This window comes from Clostridium sp. MB05 (assembly GCF_046581255.1).
In the GTDB taxonomy this organism is placed as follows: Bacteria; Bacillota; Clostridia; order Clostridiales; family Clostridiaceae; genus Clostridium.
Map to the genome: position 1 here is coordinate 3,842,314 of NZ_CP174370.1, position 17,324 is coordinate 3,859,637.

Genomic DNA, 17,324 nt, shown 5'->3' on the forward strand with positions numbered 1-17,324 from the left:
TCTATATACATTTTTTCAGTAAGTTTAACATAATATTTTTTTCTTCTAATGTTAGATTTTTAGTGAGATTATTTTCCCACTTTATACCTACTATATATATATCATCCTTTAATTCAATTCCTTTTTCTGTTAAGAAAACTCTATAAGCTCTTTTGTCATTTTTATCTTCATTTCTATATATAAATGACTCACATTCTAACTTTTTTATAGCTCTTGCAGTTGTGCCTTTATCTATATTAAGTTTTTCGGATAAATCCTCTTGTCTTACGCCATCTTCTTTATATAGTTCCATTAAAAAAAGAAATTGCCCATATCCAATTCCTAAATGGGATAATTCCTTTAAGAAAAATATATTTGCTTTCCTTTGTATTTGAGAAATATATCTAGCTATATTTTCACATTTCAAGTTTCCCACTATGTTTACCTACCTTTCAAAATAGTTGCATATACAACCATTTTAGATTATATCATATTTAGTTGTATATGCAACTATTTTATATTTCCAATTTAATAAAGATATTTTTATTTATACAATACGGTGTATTAAAATAAACATCTAAAAAACATAATAAATATAAATAAGGCTAACTATTAAACAAATTAACAGTTAGCCCTATTGCTATATTGAATTTAACTTTCTCTTTTTACAATTGTCAAAATTTGAATCTACATTAAAAATTGCTACTGAAACCCTTTTGTATAAAACATAAGTTATTCCACATACTAATATTGATTTTATACCATTGAACGGCAGTAATCCTAAAGTAACATATCTTATTAACTCTTCTTTTGCCATTTGCATTCCGAATGCCGGTAATAAGAAATATACATTTGCCAATATTCCTACAATTTCTATTGATATTATTCCTAAAATCATTCCAAGTAAAGCTGTTTTCTTGCTTTTATTTCTGTGATAAACCCATGCCGCTGGAGCTACTAGAGAAATACCTACTATAAAGTTAGCTGTTTCTCCTACAAAACCTGTTGCTGTTCCCTTAACTATTAAAATCAATAAGTTCTTTATCAATTCTACAACAATACCTGCCATTGGTCCAAATGCAAATGCTCCCATAAGTGCTGGAATATCGCTTAAGTCAATCTTAAGCCATGGAAATGGTAAAAACGGTATTGGAAAATCGAAGTACATAAGCACTACTGCTATTGCACCTAAAAGTGAAATTTTAATAAATTTGTTTAGGTTTTTGTTTTGTTGATTGTTCATTTTTTCTCCTCCCAAAAGTCTATCCTCTGGGGCAATAGGTTAGATCACTTCAATAAAATGATATTATTTTAACAATTTTCTTTATTAATTTTACCATCTTATCTTATTTAGATTCATGTTAATAAAAAAATCCCTGATATATAAAATATATCAGGGCATAAAATCCATAAGAAATAAGATGTGCTTAAAATAAATATCAAGCAATATCTAACCACTTACCTTCTTTCATCCAGACTATACTGTCGGCCTCGGAGTTTCACCGAATCATGCTAAAATTTAGCTCGCGGGCTATACCGCCGGTGGGGAATTACGCCCCGCCCTGAAGATAATTTATTTATACTATTATTATATGTTTAATTATACATTTTTGCAAGCAGATTTTTAACAATCTTCTTCTTTTATTCCTTTCATTGATAGGGAAATTCTGTTTCTTTTACTATCTACTTCCAATATTTTAACTTTTACTATATCTCCAACCTTTACAATATCTAACGGATGCTTTACAAATCTATCTGCCATTTGGCTTTTATGAACTAAACCATCTTGGTGAACTCCAATATCAACAAAAGCTCCAAAGTCTGATACATTTCTTACTGTTCCCATAAGTATCATACCTTCTGCTAAATCTTTTAAATCAATTACTCCTGTCTTTAAAATAGGCTTTGGCATTTCTTCTCTTGGATCACGGCCTGGCTTTTTAAGCTCTTTTATTATATCAGAAAGAGTAAGTTCCCCAATTTCTAGTTCTTTAGAAATATTTAAAAGCCCTTTATCCTTTACTCTTTCATCTATATCTTTAAGATTATTTTCTTTTAAATCATCTTTAGTATATCCCAGTAATTGTATTAAATTTCTTGCAGCATCGTAAGACTCTGGATGTACTGATGTATTATCTAAAGATTCTTTACTTTCCATAACCCTTAAGAAACCTGCACATTGCTCATAAGCTTTTTGTCCAAGCCTTTTAACCTTCAATAATTCTTTTCTACTTTTAAATGCACCAACTTCATCTCTGTAACTTACTATATTATTTGCGATACTTGAATTTACTCCTGCAACATAAGTAAGTAATGATGGTGTTGCAGTATTTAAATCTACTCCAACTTTATTAACGGAATCTTCAACAACACCTTTTAAAGATTCATCAAGCTTTTTAGGAGTAACATCATGTTGATATTGTCCAACACCTAAAGCCTTTGGATCTATCTTAACTAATTCTGCCATAGGATCTTGTAATCTTCTTCCTATAGAAATAGCTCCTCTAACCGTAACATCTAAATCTGGGTATTCCTTTGTAGCAAGTTCTGAAGCTGAATAAACTGATGCTCCTGCCTCTGATACTATAACATATGCTATTTCTTTTCCTGCTTCTTTTTTTACTTCAGATATTATTTCAGATATTACTTCTTCTGATTCTCTTGAAGCAGTTCCATTACCTAATGAAATAACTTCAACATTATATTGGTTTATTAATTCTTTTAATATTTTCTTAGTTTCTTTAACTTTATTTTGTGGTGCTGTCGGATATACTGTAGACTTATCTAAAAATCTTCCAGTACTATCTAGTATAGCTATTTTACAACCTGTTCTAAACCCTGGGTCATACCCCATAACAGCTTTTCCTTTAATAGGTGGTTGCATTAATAATGCTTTTAGGTTTTCCTTAAATATTTTTATAGCTCCTTCTTCACCTCTGTTAGTAAGTTCATTTCTAACTTCTCTTTCAATAGACGGATATATTAGTCTTTTTAATGAATCTCTTATTGCTATTTTTAAATATTCATCAGTAGCTGTAATGTTTTTTAATATTTCTTTCTCTAAATAATTTATTATTTTATCTTCATTTACAGCTATCTTAACAGACAATATTTTCTCATTCTCTCCTCTATTTATAGCTAAAATTCTATGTGGTGGTATTTTAGATATTTCTTCACCATATTCATAATACATTTCAAAAGGTGTATGTTCATCACTTTCTCCTGTTGATTGTATCTTTCCCTCTTTGAATACTAATTCTCTTATCCATTTTCTATATTTTGCTTCATCTGATATTTCTTCTGCTATTATATCCAAAGCACCATTAATTGCATCTTCTATGCTACTAACATCTTTTTCTTCGTTTATAAACTTAACTGCCTCACTATTAACATCTCCCTTAAATTCACCACCAGATATTATATCAGCAAGTGGTTTTAACCCTCTTTCTAATGCCATAGTAGCCCTTGTTCTCTTTTTTTGTTTATAAGGTCTATATATATCCTCTACCTCTGTCAATGTCTTAGCGCTTTTTAAAGCTTTTAATATATCATCATTTAATTTCCCTTGTTCCTCTATAAGTCTTAACACATCTTCTTTTCTATCCTTTAAGTTTCTAAGATATGTAAGTCTTTCTTGAAATTTTCTTAATACTTCATCACTTAAAGCACCTGTTTGCTCTTTTCTATATCTTGAAATAAACGGAACTGTATTACCATCATCAAGTAAAGTTATTACGTTATTTACCTGAGTCATACTTATTCCTAATTCAGATGATAATCTTTCAACAATATCAACCATAAAGTCCTCCTAAAATATATTAGAAATTTTTCTCCAAAATTTACATAATGATATTATAATACAATATTGCACATTTATGTAACATATAATTCATTTTTTGTGCACACATATATAAAATATTAAATATTAAATACAATTACAATATTGATATTATGTAAAATAAGGTTTATAATTATAATTGTAAAATTTTTACAGATGGGTGATGTATATGAATAAGTTTATAATTTTAATTAATAAGATAATAAATATTTTACTTATATTCTTCATAGTTTTTATAATTCTAAATGAATATTACATAATTGAATTTTCTAATACTTTAAGATATGTTTTATATTTCTTAACCTTAATATTAATTCTTATATCATCAACTAAAGAAATAATAATTAATAAATCAGGATTGTCCAAATTTATAAATTGTATAATATTATTTTCATCAATAGTTGGTGGTGTTTTTTCAATTGTTACAAATCAAATAAACATTCTAATTTATATTTGTATTCTGTCTTCTTTAATTTATGGATTTATAGAGCTCATTTATAAAAAAGCTTAAATATATCTCCTTATTTTTATTTATTTTCATAATTTTATACCTCACGTAATAGTATTAAATATAACTATTATTTGAGGTATATTTTATGAAAAAGAAAATATTTTATTCAATATCACTAATTACCAGTCTAGTACTTTTATGTACTTCTATATTTTTTAACGTTACATATTCGCCATTTAATGCTGATAACGTAAAGGAAAATATTGCTATATTATCTTCAGAAACTTACGGCGGTAGACTAGCAGGTAGTAATGGAAATTTACTTGTGGGAGAAATAATAAGAAAAAACTTTGAAGATAATAAATTAGTTCCACTTAATGAAAGTTTTAAAGAAAACTTTAAAACAACATGTCCAATAAATAATAATAGCTCTCCTTATCTTAAAGTTTCTTCAGAGGATAAAGTTATAGAATCCTTAAAATATGGTGTTGATTATAAAGAAGATATGATTAACTTTAGAATTCATAATTTAAGTTTTTCTAAAGAGGATAAGGTAAATATTTATACAAACTCTATAGAAGTAATAACAAAAGACGGTAATTGTTTATTTTATGTTGCTCCTAATAATGAATTTTCATTTAGAAGTTCATTTATAAATAATTTCCCGTATGACATGATGGTTTTAATAACTACTAATACCTATAATAAAATATTAGACTCTATAAGAGAAGGATTGACTGTATCTGTTAATTTACCATTTTCAACATGTGAAAAAGACTTAGTAAATATAGTTGGAGTTTTAAAAGGATCTTCTAAGAATCTTCCTCCACTTGTTTTAACTGCTCATTACGATCACTTAGGCCAAGATGGACTTAAGAATACCTATTATGGGGCTTTAGATAATGCATCAGGCACTGCATTTTTATTAGAACTTCAAAAAACATTATCTAATTATGGAACTCCTAAGAGAGATATTATTTTTGCAGCTTTGAATGCAGAAGAATTTGGACTGCTAGGCTCTAAAAGTTTTGCTGAAAGCAATATTGATAAATTAAAAGGAGCTCAAGTAGTAAATTTTGATATGATTGGTAGTAAAGACTATCCTCTTACTTTAATGCTTGGAGCCTCATTTAAAGATAATGAATCAGAGCTTTTAAAGTCTATTGAAAAGATTTCTAAGAAAAATAATGTATCTACAAATGTTATATATGAGGATTCAAGTGATCATGCAAGCTTTAATAATTTAGGTATAGATGCTCTAAGCTTTTGTCATAGCGATATGTCTAAAATTCATACCCCTAATGACACCGTTGAACATATAAGTACTGATGCTATAGATAGTGCTTATAATGTTATAGAAGATAAAATAAATGCCTACTGTTATAGTCCGTTTACTGTATTTTTTCATAGTAAAGCTTCTTTATTTATATTTGCTATTCTATTCGGCTTCTTAGTTTCTGCACCTTTTATAAATCATATAAAAAAGAGAAAATTAGGATAATTAAAAGGATTTAGCTTTGCTAAATCCTTTTAATTGCTATTTTTTAAATAAGCTGTAATAAAGTTATCTATTTCTCCGTTCATAACTGCATTTAAATTTGCTGTTTCTTCATTTGTTCTATGATCTTTAACTAAATTATATGGATGGAATACATATGACCTTATTTGGCTTCCCCATCCCATATCCTTTAACTCTCCTGTTAAGTCTTCTATCTTTTCTTTATGTGCTCTTTCTTTTAATTCTATAAGCTTAGACTTTAACATCGACATTGCTGTATCCTTGTTTGAAAATTGGCTTCTCTCACTTTGACATTGAACAACTATTCCAGTTGGTATATGAGTTATTCTTATTGCAGATTCTGTCTTATTAACATGTTGACCACCAGCTCCACTTGCCCTATATGTATCTATTTTTAAGTCATCTGATTTTATTTCTATATCTTGATCTTTTGTTAGCTCTGGTAGAACTTCAATTGACGCAAAAGAAGTTTGCCTTTTACCATTAGCATTAAAAGGAGATATTCTTACTAATCGATGTATTCCCTTTTCTGCTTTTAAATAGCCATAAGCAAATTCACCCTTAACTTTTAATGTTACACTTTTTACTCCAGCTTCATCACCTTCTAGATAATCAATGGTTTCAACTTTAAATCCTTTTTTCTCACACCATCTTGTATACATTCTAAGAAGCATTTCAGTCCAATCATTTGCATCTGTACCGCCAACTCCAGCATGTAAATTCAATATAGCATCATTTCTATCATATTCCCCGGATAAAAGTAATTCTACTCTATATTCTTCTACATCTTTTTCTATTAATCTAATTTCCTTTATTACTTCATCAATAGATTCTTGATCCTCATCATCAACTAATTCTGATAATACTTCAACATCATCAATTCTAGAAACTAATGACTCGTATCTGTCTATTTTATCCTTAATTCTCTTACTTTCCTTTGTAACTCCTTCAGCTCTTTTTATATCTTCCCAAAATCCACTTTCTTGCATTTGAAGTTCTAACTCTTTTACTTGCTTTTCAAGTGCTTCCTTGTCAAAGAGAAGCCCCCATTTCTTTTGTAACTTTTTTTATATCATTAAGTTTTAGTAATTCTGCTTCTAACTTAATTATCATATAATCACCCTATCTTTTTTTATTTATTATTAATATATTAAAGTTTTAAAAAAGTGCCATGTAGGCACTTTTTTAAACTTCTCTTCCACAACAATTTTTATACTTCTTACCACTTCCACATGTACATTGATCATTTCTACCTACCTTAGGTTCATTTCTAACTGGTTGTTTCTTTGTTTCTGAACCACCCTCGCCATGACTTGCTGAAGTTTCTTCTGCTACTCTTTCTCTTTCAACAGGCTTTTGAACTTGAATATGGAATAGGAACTTAATTGTATCTAACTTTATTCCATTTATCATTTCTTCGAACATAGCACTACCTTCCATTTGGTATGCTTGTATTGGATCTAGTTGCTTATATGCTCTTAATCCAATTCCTTGTTTTAAATGATCCATATTATCTATATGATCCATCCACTTTTGATCTACTACTCTAAGAAGTATTACTCTCTCAACTTCTCTAAATTGCTCTTCACCAAATTCTAATTCTTTTTCAAGATAAACTTTCATTAATATATCTATTAATTTAGTAATTATTTCATCATTAGATAAATCTATTAAATCTTCACTTTTAACTGTACCATGAGGTAAACATATATCTTCTAGGTATTGAATTAGTTTTCCTATTTCCTCTTCATAATTTTCATTTACACCATCTAAGTGAGCCTTAACAGCATCAGAAACTATTTCATTTACCATTCCGTTAATTTGTTCCCTTAAGTCCTTACCTTCTAGAACTTCAGATCTTTGCTTGTAAATAACTTCTCTTTGCATGTTCATAACATCATCATACCCTATAAGATTCTTTCTTATATCAAAGTTATTACCTTCAACCTTCTTTTGAGCATTTTCTAGAGCCTTACTCACCATTTTATGGTCAATGGCTTCATCATCTTCTAAACCTAATTTATCCATTAAACCTTGAATCTTTTCAGAGCCAAATATTCTCATTAAGTCATCTTCTAATGATATATAGAATACAGATTCCCCTGGATCTCCTTGACGACCAGATCTACCTCTTAACTGATTATCTATTCTTCTTGATTCGTGTCTTTCTGTACCAATTATCTTTAATCCACCAGATTCTTTTACGCCTTCTCCAAGCTTAATATCTGTACCTCTACCTGCCATATTTGTAGCTATAGTAACACTACCTAATTCTCCAGCATGAGAAATTATCTCAGCTTCTTGCTCATGATACTTAGCATTAAGTACTTTATGGTTAACCCCTCTCTTTTTTAAGAGAGATGATAAATATTCTGACCTTTCTATACTTACTGTACCTACTAAAACTGGTTGACCCTTTTTATTAGCTTCTATTATATCCTCTATAATAGCATTATACTTACCTTTTATATTTTTATATATTAAGTCACTTCTATCTGCTCTTGCAATAGCTCTATTTGTAGGAACAACTATAACATCTAGTGCATAGATTTCTCTAAATTCATTTTCTTCTGTTAATGCTGTACCTGTCATACCTGATAACTTTTTATACATTCTGAAGTAATTTTGGAATGTTATTGTAGCAAGAGTTTTTGATTCTCTTTCTATTTTAACTCCTTCTTTAGCTTCTATAGCTTGATGAAGTCCATCTGAGTATCTTCTACCTTCCATAAGTCTACCTGTAAACTCGTCAACTATTATTACTTGACCATCCTTTACCATATAGTCCTTATCTATCTTCATTCCATAATTTGCTTTTAATGCTTGAGTTATATAATGTTGTAACTCTAAATGCTCTGCATCTGCATAGTTATCTATTCCAAATGCTTTTTCTGCTTTTTCTACTCCAGAATCAGTTAGCATTACAGAATTAGCTTTTTCATCTATTGTATAGTCCTTTTCTGCTAATAATTGCTTTACAAAGTTATCTGCAACATTATAAAACTTAGTTGATTTTTCTCCAGCTCCTGAAATTATAAGTGGAGTTCTAGCTTCATCAATAAGTATTGAGTCAACTTCGTCAACAACTGCAAAGTTTAACTTTCTTTGTACTTTTTCCTCTTTATAAATCACCATATTATCTCTTAAGTAATCAAAACCAAACTCGTTATTAGTTCCATAAGTTATATCTGCTCCATAAGCTGCTCTTCTTTGTTCAGATGTTAAACCATGAACTATACAGCCAGTGCTTAAACCTAAGAAATTATATAGCCTACCCATCCATTCTACGTCTCTTGTTGCTAAGTAATCATTAACTGTTATTAAATGAACTCCTTCTCCTGTTAAAGCATTTAAATATAGTGGTAATGTTGCAACTAAAGTCTTACCTTCACCAGTTTTCATTTCTGCAATTCTTCCTTGGTGAAGAACCATACCACCTATAAGTTGAACTCTATAATGCTTCATTCCTAGAACTCTCCATGCAGCCTCTCTACAAACTGCAAAGGCTTCTGGTAAGATGTCATCTAAAGTTTCTCCATTTTGTATTCTTTTTTTAAATTCATCAGTTTTAGCTTTAAGATCCTCATCTGATAACTTTTGCATACTTTCATCTAGTTCTTCTATTTTATCTGCTACTTTTTGTAACTTTTTTACTTCTCTTTCACTATATGAACCAAATACTTTTTCCAAAAATCCCATACTTATTTTCCTTCCAATCGTTTTATTTTATTTGATTAGTTTTATCGTACCTAAAGATTCTAATTATTAAATTTCATTTATAAATTATACCATTTTAATAACAATTAATTCAAGGAATAACTTCCTTTTTAATAATATTATAACTAAAAAGGAAGCGCAATGCACTTCCTTTTATTAATTAAATGTATTCTGGCTCTAATAAACCATAATCTCCATCTTTTCTCTTATATACAACGCATATTTTATTTTCATCTGAATCTTGATATACAAAGAAGTTATGTCCTATTAATTCCATTTGAAGTACAGCTTCTTCTACTGACATAGGCTTAACTCCAAACTTTTTAACCTTAACAACCTCCCCATTGGTTTCTACCACTTCATCACTTAAAGTAGCCTCATCTAACTGCGGGAATCTTAATGACTCATGATTTCTTCTAGATAACTTTGTTCTTTGCTTTCTAATTTGTCTTTCTAATTTTGTAACTACTAAGTCTATTGATTTATACATATCTTCAGTTGATTCTTCTGCTCTTAATATTACTCCATTAAATGGTATTGTAATTTCTACCTTTTGTTTATTTTTTTGTACTGATAAAGTAGTTTTTGCCTCTACTTCTGGATCAAAGTATCTTTTCACCTTTGAAAGCTTTTTTTCCACCATATCCTTTAATGCTGGTGTTGCTGTAGTATTTTTTGCTATTACTGAAACTTTCATATAAGTTCATCCCCTCTCTGTAAGATTAAATCTTACTCAGTAGATTTAAAATTTTTATTTGTTTTATATATATATTATACCACCTTGAAATCTTTTTAAGCAAGAGTGTTCAAGGCTAATTGACAGAAAATTCGCTTTATTTTACTCAACATAACTTCTATTTTCTCTATATTTTATAAATTTTGCTAAAAAAATATCCATTAGTTTTTAAAACTAATGGATATTTTTTAAAACTAGCTGACCTGGCTTTTGCCCCCACACTCGCCTACTGGAGCTTTTGCTACTCGGAATTAACCTCTCACTACTAACTCTCTCAATTTTCTTGGTAGGACTTACTTCTATACCGCACCATGCTCATTAGAAATTTTTTCCAACTTACGTGGATCGTTTCGCCTGCGACTAGCATCGACTTTCATCCACAGACCTAGCTTTACATTAATTATTATATATAACTTTTGGCAACTGTCAACATTTTTATAGAACAAGCTCCATTTTTTATAAATAATTTTTCACATTCTAATAATGTTGCCCCAGTTGTTACCACATCATCTATTAAAATTACCTTTTTATTTTTTATATTAATATTGCTTACAACCTCAAAAGCTCCACTTATATTTTTCCATCTTTCTTCTTTAGACAATGTTTTTTGTTCTTTTATATTCTTTATTTTTATTATATCTTTATAAACTGGTACATCTAGTCTATCCCCTAATATTTTAGCTATAAATTCACACTGATTAAATCCTCTCTCTTTTAGTGACTTTTTACTGCTTGGAATAAAAAAAATCCCATCAGCTTTAATATTATTTTCTTTTATTAATTCATATAAATAATTTGCTAATATATTTCCTGCCAAAAAGTTTTTCCTATATTTAAATTCTAATACTAAATTTTTCATTACTCCACTATAGTATCCATATGATAAAACTTTAGAACTTTCTTTTACTCTCATTATTCTCTTTTGACAAGTCTTACACAAACCAATATACTCATTATCGCAACTTATACATTTATTCTTAGGTGGATATAGTATATCTAATACTTCATTAATAAATACTTTTAATAATTTAATAAACCTTTTTCCCATATCTCTTTGTTATAACCCCTTGTTATTTCCTTAGCCTTGTCCATGTCTTCTGATATTTCTTTAGACACCAAAAGAACTTCCCCTATTCTACTATCATTACTAATGTTCTTTCCTACCTCAGCACAAAAATATATTATCTTTTTGTAACTATAAAATATATCGTCTGAAAATAGTACTACTATATCTATATCATTTGTATCTTTAACATAACTTCTTATATTGTTTGTAATTACAAATATGCTTCTGTTTTTTGATTTGTAAAGCAAATCTATTTTTTTTAGGTTATCATTTTTTAAAAATTTGATTATTTTTACATCTTCAATCTTTAAATCCTCTGTATAGTAATTATATAGTTTACTTATTTTTTCCTCCGATGGAATAAAAATTATAACTTTTCTATTGTTATTTTTAAACCACATTAAATAGTCATATAGCGTGTACGGCATATCTTCATCTAATTTTACTCTAGTAGTTATTATCCTAGGCTCTACAAAAGGTTTATTTCTTGTTAAGTCTGATAAAAATATACTTCTTCCCATACTAACTATTTTTTCTACAGATAATATTAAAATTCTATTGCTATATAGGTATAAGTATTCCATGTACTCTCTAATCTCTTCTTTTGAAGTTGTAGAAAATTTACTTATATCATCAATTATACATAAATCATAATAATCATTTATTTTATTAATATTTTTAAAGTTTGTAAAAATTAAATTTTCTTTTCCTTCTTTTTCATTTATATAAGAATATTTAAACTTTAATTCATTCTCTTTTAAACCTTCTATTATTTCTTTATTTACATCTGTTTCACCCCATACATACAATATTCTTTTATTCTCTTTTAATAATGAACTTATTAGATCTAAATACACTAATGCAGTATTGTATGGATTAGTTATAATAGTTAATATTTTTGATTGCTTGTTATACCATTTATTTATCTTAGATTTACAATCATTCAATTCTTTAAGGCTTATTAACCTTTTATCTAACATTTAACCTCTCCTCATTATTCAATAAAAATATCTTTACTTGTAATATCTACAATTCTATCTCTAAGTGAAGAATATCTTTCCATACTTTTTGTATTAGAAACCATATATTTTAAAGCCTTAGGGATTCCAACCACAACTACTAATTCCTTTGCTCTAGTTATAGCTGTATATAATAAATTTTTATTCATTAAAAATGGAGATCCCATAAAAGCAGGTGTAATTATTACTTTAAACTCACTTCCTTGACTTTTATGTATTGTTATGGAATAAGCTAACTCCAATTCATCTAGATAAATATAGTCATAAACTACTTTTCTTTCATCATCAAATATTATTGTCATTGTTTTTTCTTCTTCGTTTATACTTTTTATAAACCCCATATCACCATTAAATACCCCTACACCTTCATTATCTCCTTCTCCATTGATTCTAATCCATTTTAAAGAGTAATTATTTTTAGTTTGCATCACTTTATCACCTTCTCTAAAAATAACATCTTTTAATTCCTTTTCCCTTTTATTACTAGATTTAGGATTTAAGATTTCTTGAAGTTTATTATTTAAATTTTGTACTCCTAGTATCCCTTTTCTTGTAGGTGTTAGTATTTGAATATCTCTATATTTATCCCAGGATTTATTAAAATTAGGTAATCTTCTATTTATTAAATCAATTATTGTAAGTAATATTTCATCAAGGTCTTCCTTATTTTCAAAGAAAAAATCTCCATCTCTTCTATTTATGTATGGCATTTCTCCATTATTTATTTTATGGGCATTTGTCACAATTAGACTTTCTTCTCCTTGTCTAAATATATCTCTAAGTCTTACTACCTTTATAAAATTACTTTCTATTAAATCTTTTAATACATTTCCAGCACCAACAGAAGGAAGTTGGTCTACATCTCCAACTATTATTAATCTTGTTCCAAGCTTTATAGCTTTAAGCAAACTATGCATAAGCATTATATCTATCATAGATGCCTCATCTATTATAATTACATCTGCCTCTAATGGTTCTGATTCTCCTTTTCCATAATAAGAATTTTCCTCTTCACTTACTCCCATTTCTAGCAATCTATGTATTGTTTTTGCTTCTCTTCCAGTAGATTCAGTCATTCTCTTAGCCGCTCTTCCTGTTGGGGCTCCTAATAAAACCTTCATTCCACTATTCTCATATATTTCTATTATAGATTTTATTATCGTAGTTTTACCTGTTCCTGGTCCCCCTGTTATTATTTCTATTCCATTTTCAAACGCTCCAATTATTGCTTCTCTTTGTGAAGAAGCAAATTTTATATTATTTTTTCTTTCAAAAGCTTCAATTTCAAATTCAATGTCTGAATTTATAGTCCTAAAATTTTCTATGCTTAATGTTATTATTTTATTTGTTACTCCAAGCTCACAATAATAATATGGTAGCGAAAATATTGCTTCTATATCATTTATCTTTTCAATTTTTATCTTTGTTTCTAAAGCTAAATTATACAAACTTTCTTCTACTAGCTCTGATGGAACTACTAAAATCTTTGATACTTCATTTATTAAATTTTCTTTTGGCATATATGTATTTCCAGCTGCTGAAAATTGATTTAATATATATCTTATGCCACTTTGTATTCTAAATGGTGATATTGTTTCTATACCAAGGCTTTTTGCTATCCTATCTGCAGTTATAAACCCTATCCCTGATATTTCATCTGAAAGTATGTAAGGATTTTCTAAAATTATAGACTTAGCATCTACTCCAAATTTCTTATATATTTTTATACACTGATTTGTAGTCATACCATGCCCTTGAAAATATATAATTATATCTTTTAAATCTTTTTGTTCTATATATGATTCATATATTATCTTAAACTTCTTTTCTCCAATACCCTCAACTTCTTGTAATCTTTCTATATTGTTATCTAATATATCTAATGTTTTCTCTTTAAACTTTTTGACAATTTTTTTCGCTGTTATAGGCCCTATTCCGTGAATTATTCCAGTACTTAAATATTTCTCAATCCCCTCCACAGAATCTGGTAGTATTTCTTCATATTCTTCTATATTAAATTGACGCCCAAATTGTTTATGTAATACCCATTGTCCTTTTAATTTAACATATTGCCCTTCTTTTAAAAAAGGAACTATCCCAACTGCACTTATGCACTCTTTATCTGATCTTATTTTTGATACTACATAACCTGTATCATCACTTTTGAATACAATAGATTCTACTATTCCATTTAGAAATTCCATGCTATCTCTCCAAATCTTTCAATGATATTTTAATATTTACAATTTTATTATATAATTATATCATAATTTAAAAATTTTAAATTCTTAATATTATACAATATTAGCAATATGGAGGTGCTTACATGATAATAAAAAATTGCAACATAATATATCTTGATAAGATAGAAAAGGGATCTGTTTTAATTGAAAATGGAAAGATCAAAGAAATAAACCCAAAGAATACGAATGATAATGAAATAATTGATGCAGAAGGATTATATTTATCTCCAGGCTTTATAGATGTTCATATCCATGGTGCTGGTGGTCATGATACGATGGATGGCACATTTGAAGCAATTAATGAGATTTCTAAAACTATAGTTAAACATGGAACTACTTCATTTACTCCAACTACAATGACTGTAGCAATAGATGATATAAGAAAATCAATGGAAATTATAAAAGAAGCTAAAGAAAATGGTACTGATGGTGCTATCGTTTTAGGTGCTCATCTTGAAGGACCTTTCATAAGCCCAAAAGCTATTGGAGCTCAAAACCCTAACTTTTTGATTCCTCCAACAATAGAAAACTTTAATGCTATGGTAGGAGATGCTGAAGATGCTGTTGTATCAATTACAATTGCTCCTGAAGTTCCTGGCGCTAAGGAATTAATAAAAGAGTTATCAAAAAAAGGAATAGTTTGCTCTATAGGTCATACTAAAGCTACTTACGATGAAGCTATGGAAGGAATTAAATGTGGTTGCTGCCACTCAACTCACTTATTTAATGCAATGACACCATTTGCTCATAGAGAACCTGGAGTTGTAGGTGCTATATTTGATAGCGAAGTAACTACAGAAACAATTTCTGATGGTATCCATATATCATATCCATCACTTAGAATAGCTTACAATCAAAAGACAACTGATAAAGTTTTATTAGTTACTGATGCAATGATGGCATGTGCGATGCCTGATGGTATGTATGCATTAGGAGGTCAAGAGGTTGTTGTTAAAGATGGAGCTGCAAGACTTTTAAGTGGAAGCTTAGCTGGTTCAATATTAACTCTAGATAAAGCTATTAAAAATGTATATAAAAATGTTGGTCTTTCATTAAACGAAGCTGTAAAAATGGCAACTTTTAATGCTGCTAGACATTGTAAAGTTGAAGATAGAAAAGGTCTTATAAAAGAAGGCTTCGATGCAGATTTGGTTTTATTTGATGAAGACATAAATGTAAAAAATGTTATAGTTGCTGGTAAAGTATTAGTATAAATAAAAATGCTCCAATTCAAAATTGGAGCATTTTTTATTTTAAAGATACTTCTTTATTTCTTCTACTTTATTTAAATCTTCCCAAGGTAAGTTTAAATCATTTCTTCCAAAGTGACCATATGCAGCTGTTTGCTTGTAGATTGGTCTTCTTAATTCTAAATCTCTTATTATAGCTCCTGGTCTTAAATCAAATACTTTTTCAACTATTGAAATTATTTCTTCTTCTGATTTCTTTCCAGTTCCAAATGTTTCTACCTCTATAGAAACTGGCTTAGCAACACCAATTGCATATGCTAATTGAATTTCTAATTTATCAGCTACTCCAGCTGCTACTAAATTCTTAGCAACCCATCTAGCCGCATATGCTGCTGATCTATCAACTTTAGTTGGATCTTTCCCTGAGAAAGCACCACCACCGTGTCTTCCATATCCACCATAAGTATCAACTATTATCTTTCTTCCAGTTAATCCGCTATCTCCTTGTGGTCCTCCAACAACGAATCTTCCAGTTGGATTTATGTAATACTTTGTGCTATCGTCTAATAATTCTGCTGGAACTACAGCTTTAATTACATGCTCCATTAAATCTTCTCTTATTTGTTCTTGAGATACATCTTCACTATGTTGAGTTGATATTACTATTCCATCTATTCTTATAACTTTATTATCATCATATTCAACTGTAACTTGAGTCTTTCCATCTGGTCTTAAGTATGGTAAAGTTCCGTTCTTTCTTACTTCTGATAATCTTCTTGATAATCTATGAGCCATAGCTATTGGTAATGGCATATACTCTTCTGTTTCATTTGTTGCAAAACCAAACATCATTCCTTGGTCTCCTGCTCCAACTGCTTCAACATCATCTTTTTGCCCTGCTCTAGATTCTAATGCTTCATCAACACCCATAGCAATGTCACCTGATTGTTCATCTATTGATGTTAGTACTGAACATGTTTCACAGTCAAAACCGTATTTAGCTCTATCATAGCCTATTTCTTTTACAGTTTCTCTAACTAACTTTGGAATATCAACATAACAATTAGTTGATATTTCTCCCATAACCAATACCATTCCTGTTGTAACAGCTGTTTCACAAGCAACTCTTGCCATAGGATCTTTAGCTAAAATACTATCTAATACAGCATCTGAAATTTGGTCGCAGATCTTATCTGGATGCCCTTCTGTAACTGATTCTGATGTAAATAATCTTCTCATTTTCATTTCTCCTTTCATTTTATTTGATATTAATTCTAATTAATTTAATTTATAAAATAAAAAAATCTCTTCGATAAGAAGAGATGTTAAAAGTCATAATCTTTCTTATCTTGCAAAATTACTTTGCAGGAATTGGCACCACACTCAAAATTACTGAAGTAGGTTGCCGGGTTTCATCGGGCCCTTTTCCCTCCGCCTCTCTGGATAAGAACTAATATCAAATTTTACTTTTCAGATTATATCATCTTTAATATTAATAGTCAACTACAGAACCTAAAATAATTACATATTTAGATTCTTTAACTGATAAAATATTAAATTATTTAA

At 28.9% G+C, this 17,324-nt stretch carries 13 protein-coding genes and 2 riboswitches; of the genes, 3 read left to right on the forward strand and 10 right to left on the reverse strand.

The features are described 5' to 3' along the window. Position 1: 1 nt before the first annotated feature. The 3 genes from ACH36K_RS18050 to ACH36K_RS18060 all read right to left on the reverse strand — a co-directional run bounded on the left by ACH36K_RS18050 (position 2) and on the right by ACH36K_RS18060 (position 3,778). The gene (locus tag ACH36K_RS18050; protein ID WP_411168965.1) at positions 2-415 is read right to left on the reverse strand and encodes a MarR family winged helix-turn-helix transcriptional regulator; all 414 of its coding nucleotides are present in this window, start codon (positions 413-415) and stop codon (positions 2-4) included. Positions 416-619: 204 nt separating this feature from the next. Continuing rightward, entirely contained in the window at positions 620-1,222 is a 603-nt protein-coding gene (locus tag ACH36K_RS18055; protein ID WP_411168966.1) for an ECF transporter S component, read from the reverse strand. 213 nt (positions 1,223-1,435) lie between these two features. Further along, positions 1,436-1,553: riboswitch (FMN riboswitch) on the reverse strand. Positions 1,554-1,603: 50 nt separating this feature from the next. Continuing rightward, positions 1,604-3,778 carry a Tex family protein gene (locus ACH36K_RS18060; RefSeq protein WP_411168967.1) on the reverse strand — a complete coding sequence of 725 codons (2,175 nt, stop codon included), beginning with the start codon at positions 3,776-3,778 and terminating at the stop codon, positions 1,604-1,606. Between the two features lie 208 nt (positions 3,779-3,986). Here ACH36K_RS18060 and ACH36K_RS18065 point away from each other — a divergent pair, with 208 nt between their 5' ends. After that, complete coding sequence (locus tag ACH36K_RS18065) at positions 3,987-4,328, forward strand: hypothetical protein (RefSeq protein ID WP_411168968.1); 342 nt, start codon at positions 3,987-3,989, stop codon at positions 4,326-4,328. 85 nt (positions 4,329-4,413) lie between these two features. After that, positions 4,414-5,769, forward strand: coding sequence for a M28 family metallopeptidase (locus ACH36K_RS18070; protein ID WP_411168969.1), 1,356 nt, complete (start codon positions 4,414-4,416; stop codon positions 5,767-5,769). 29 nt (positions 5,770-5,798) lie between these two features. Here ACH36K_RS18070 and prfB read toward each other — a convergent pair. From prfB to ACH36K_RS18100, 6 genes are all read right to left on the reverse strand, one after another. Beyond that, a protein-coding gene (gene prfB, locus ACH36K_RS18075; RefSeq protein WP_411168970.1) for a peptide chain release factor 2 occupies positions 5,799-6,900 on the reverse strand; the annotation gives its coding sequence in 2 pieces (ribosomal slippage) (positions 5,799-6,824 and positions 6,826-6,900; 1,101 coding nt in all). A gap of 72 nt (positions 6,901-6,972) precedes the next feature. Next, positions 6,973-9,486: a preprotein translocase subunit SecA gene (secA, locus tag ACH36K_RS18080; protein WP_411168971.1), complete on the reverse strand. Its 2,514-nt coding sequence runs from the start codon at positions 9,484-9,486 to the stop codon at positions 6,973-6,975. Positions 9,487-9,664: 178 nt separating this feature from the next. Continuing rightward, complete coding sequence (gene hpf / locus ACH36K_RS18085; RefSeq protein WP_411168972.1) at positions 9,665-10,201, reverse strand: ribosome hibernation-promoting factor, HPF/YfiA family; 537 nt, start codon at positions 10,199-10,201, stop codon at positions 9,665-9,667. A gap of 442 nt (positions 10,202-10,643) precedes the next feature. Then, complete coding sequence (locus ACH36K_RS18090) at positions 10,644-11,288, reverse strand: ComF family protein (RefSeq protein ID WP_411168973.1); 645 nt, start codon at positions 11,286-11,288, stop codon at positions 10,644-10,646. Further along, on the reverse strand, positions 11,261-12,286 hold the full coding sequence (locus ACH36K_RS18095; protein ID WP_411168974.1) for a hypothetical protein: 1,026 nt from the start codon (positions 12,284-12,286) through the stop codon (positions 11,261-11,263). The genes ACH36K_RS18090 and ACH36K_RS18095 overlap by 28 nt, the downstream gene beginning before the upstream one ends. Positions 12,287-12,300: 14 nt before the next feature. Next, entirely contained in the window at positions 12,301-14,529 is a 2,229-nt protein-coding gene (locus ACH36K_RS18100) for an ATP-dependent RecD-like DNA helicase (RefSeq protein ID WP_411168975.1), read from the reverse strand. Positions 14,530-14,651: 122 nt separating this feature from the next. Between ACH36K_RS18100 and nagA the strand changes: the two genes are divergently transcribed. Further along, entirely contained in the window at positions 14,652-15,782 is a 1,131-nt protein-coding gene (gene nagA / locus ACH36K_RS18105; RefSeq protein ID WP_411168976.1) for an N-acetylglucosamine-6-phosphate deacetylase, read from the forward strand. A gap of 39 nt (positions 15,783-15,821) precedes the next feature. Here the strand turns inward: nagA and metK are convergent, their stop codons facing one another. Further along, positions 15,822-16,997 carry a methionine adenosyltransferase gene (gene metK / locus ACH36K_RS18110; RefSeq protein WP_411168977.1) on the reverse strand — a complete coding sequence of 392 codons (1,176 nt, stop codon included), beginning with the start codon at positions 16,995-16,997 and terminating at the stop codon, positions 15,822-15,824. A gap of 102 nt (positions 16,998-17,099) precedes the next feature. Then, positions 17,100-17,208, reverse strand: a riboswitch (SAM riboswitch). Positions 17,209-17,324: the final 116 nt, after the last annotated feature.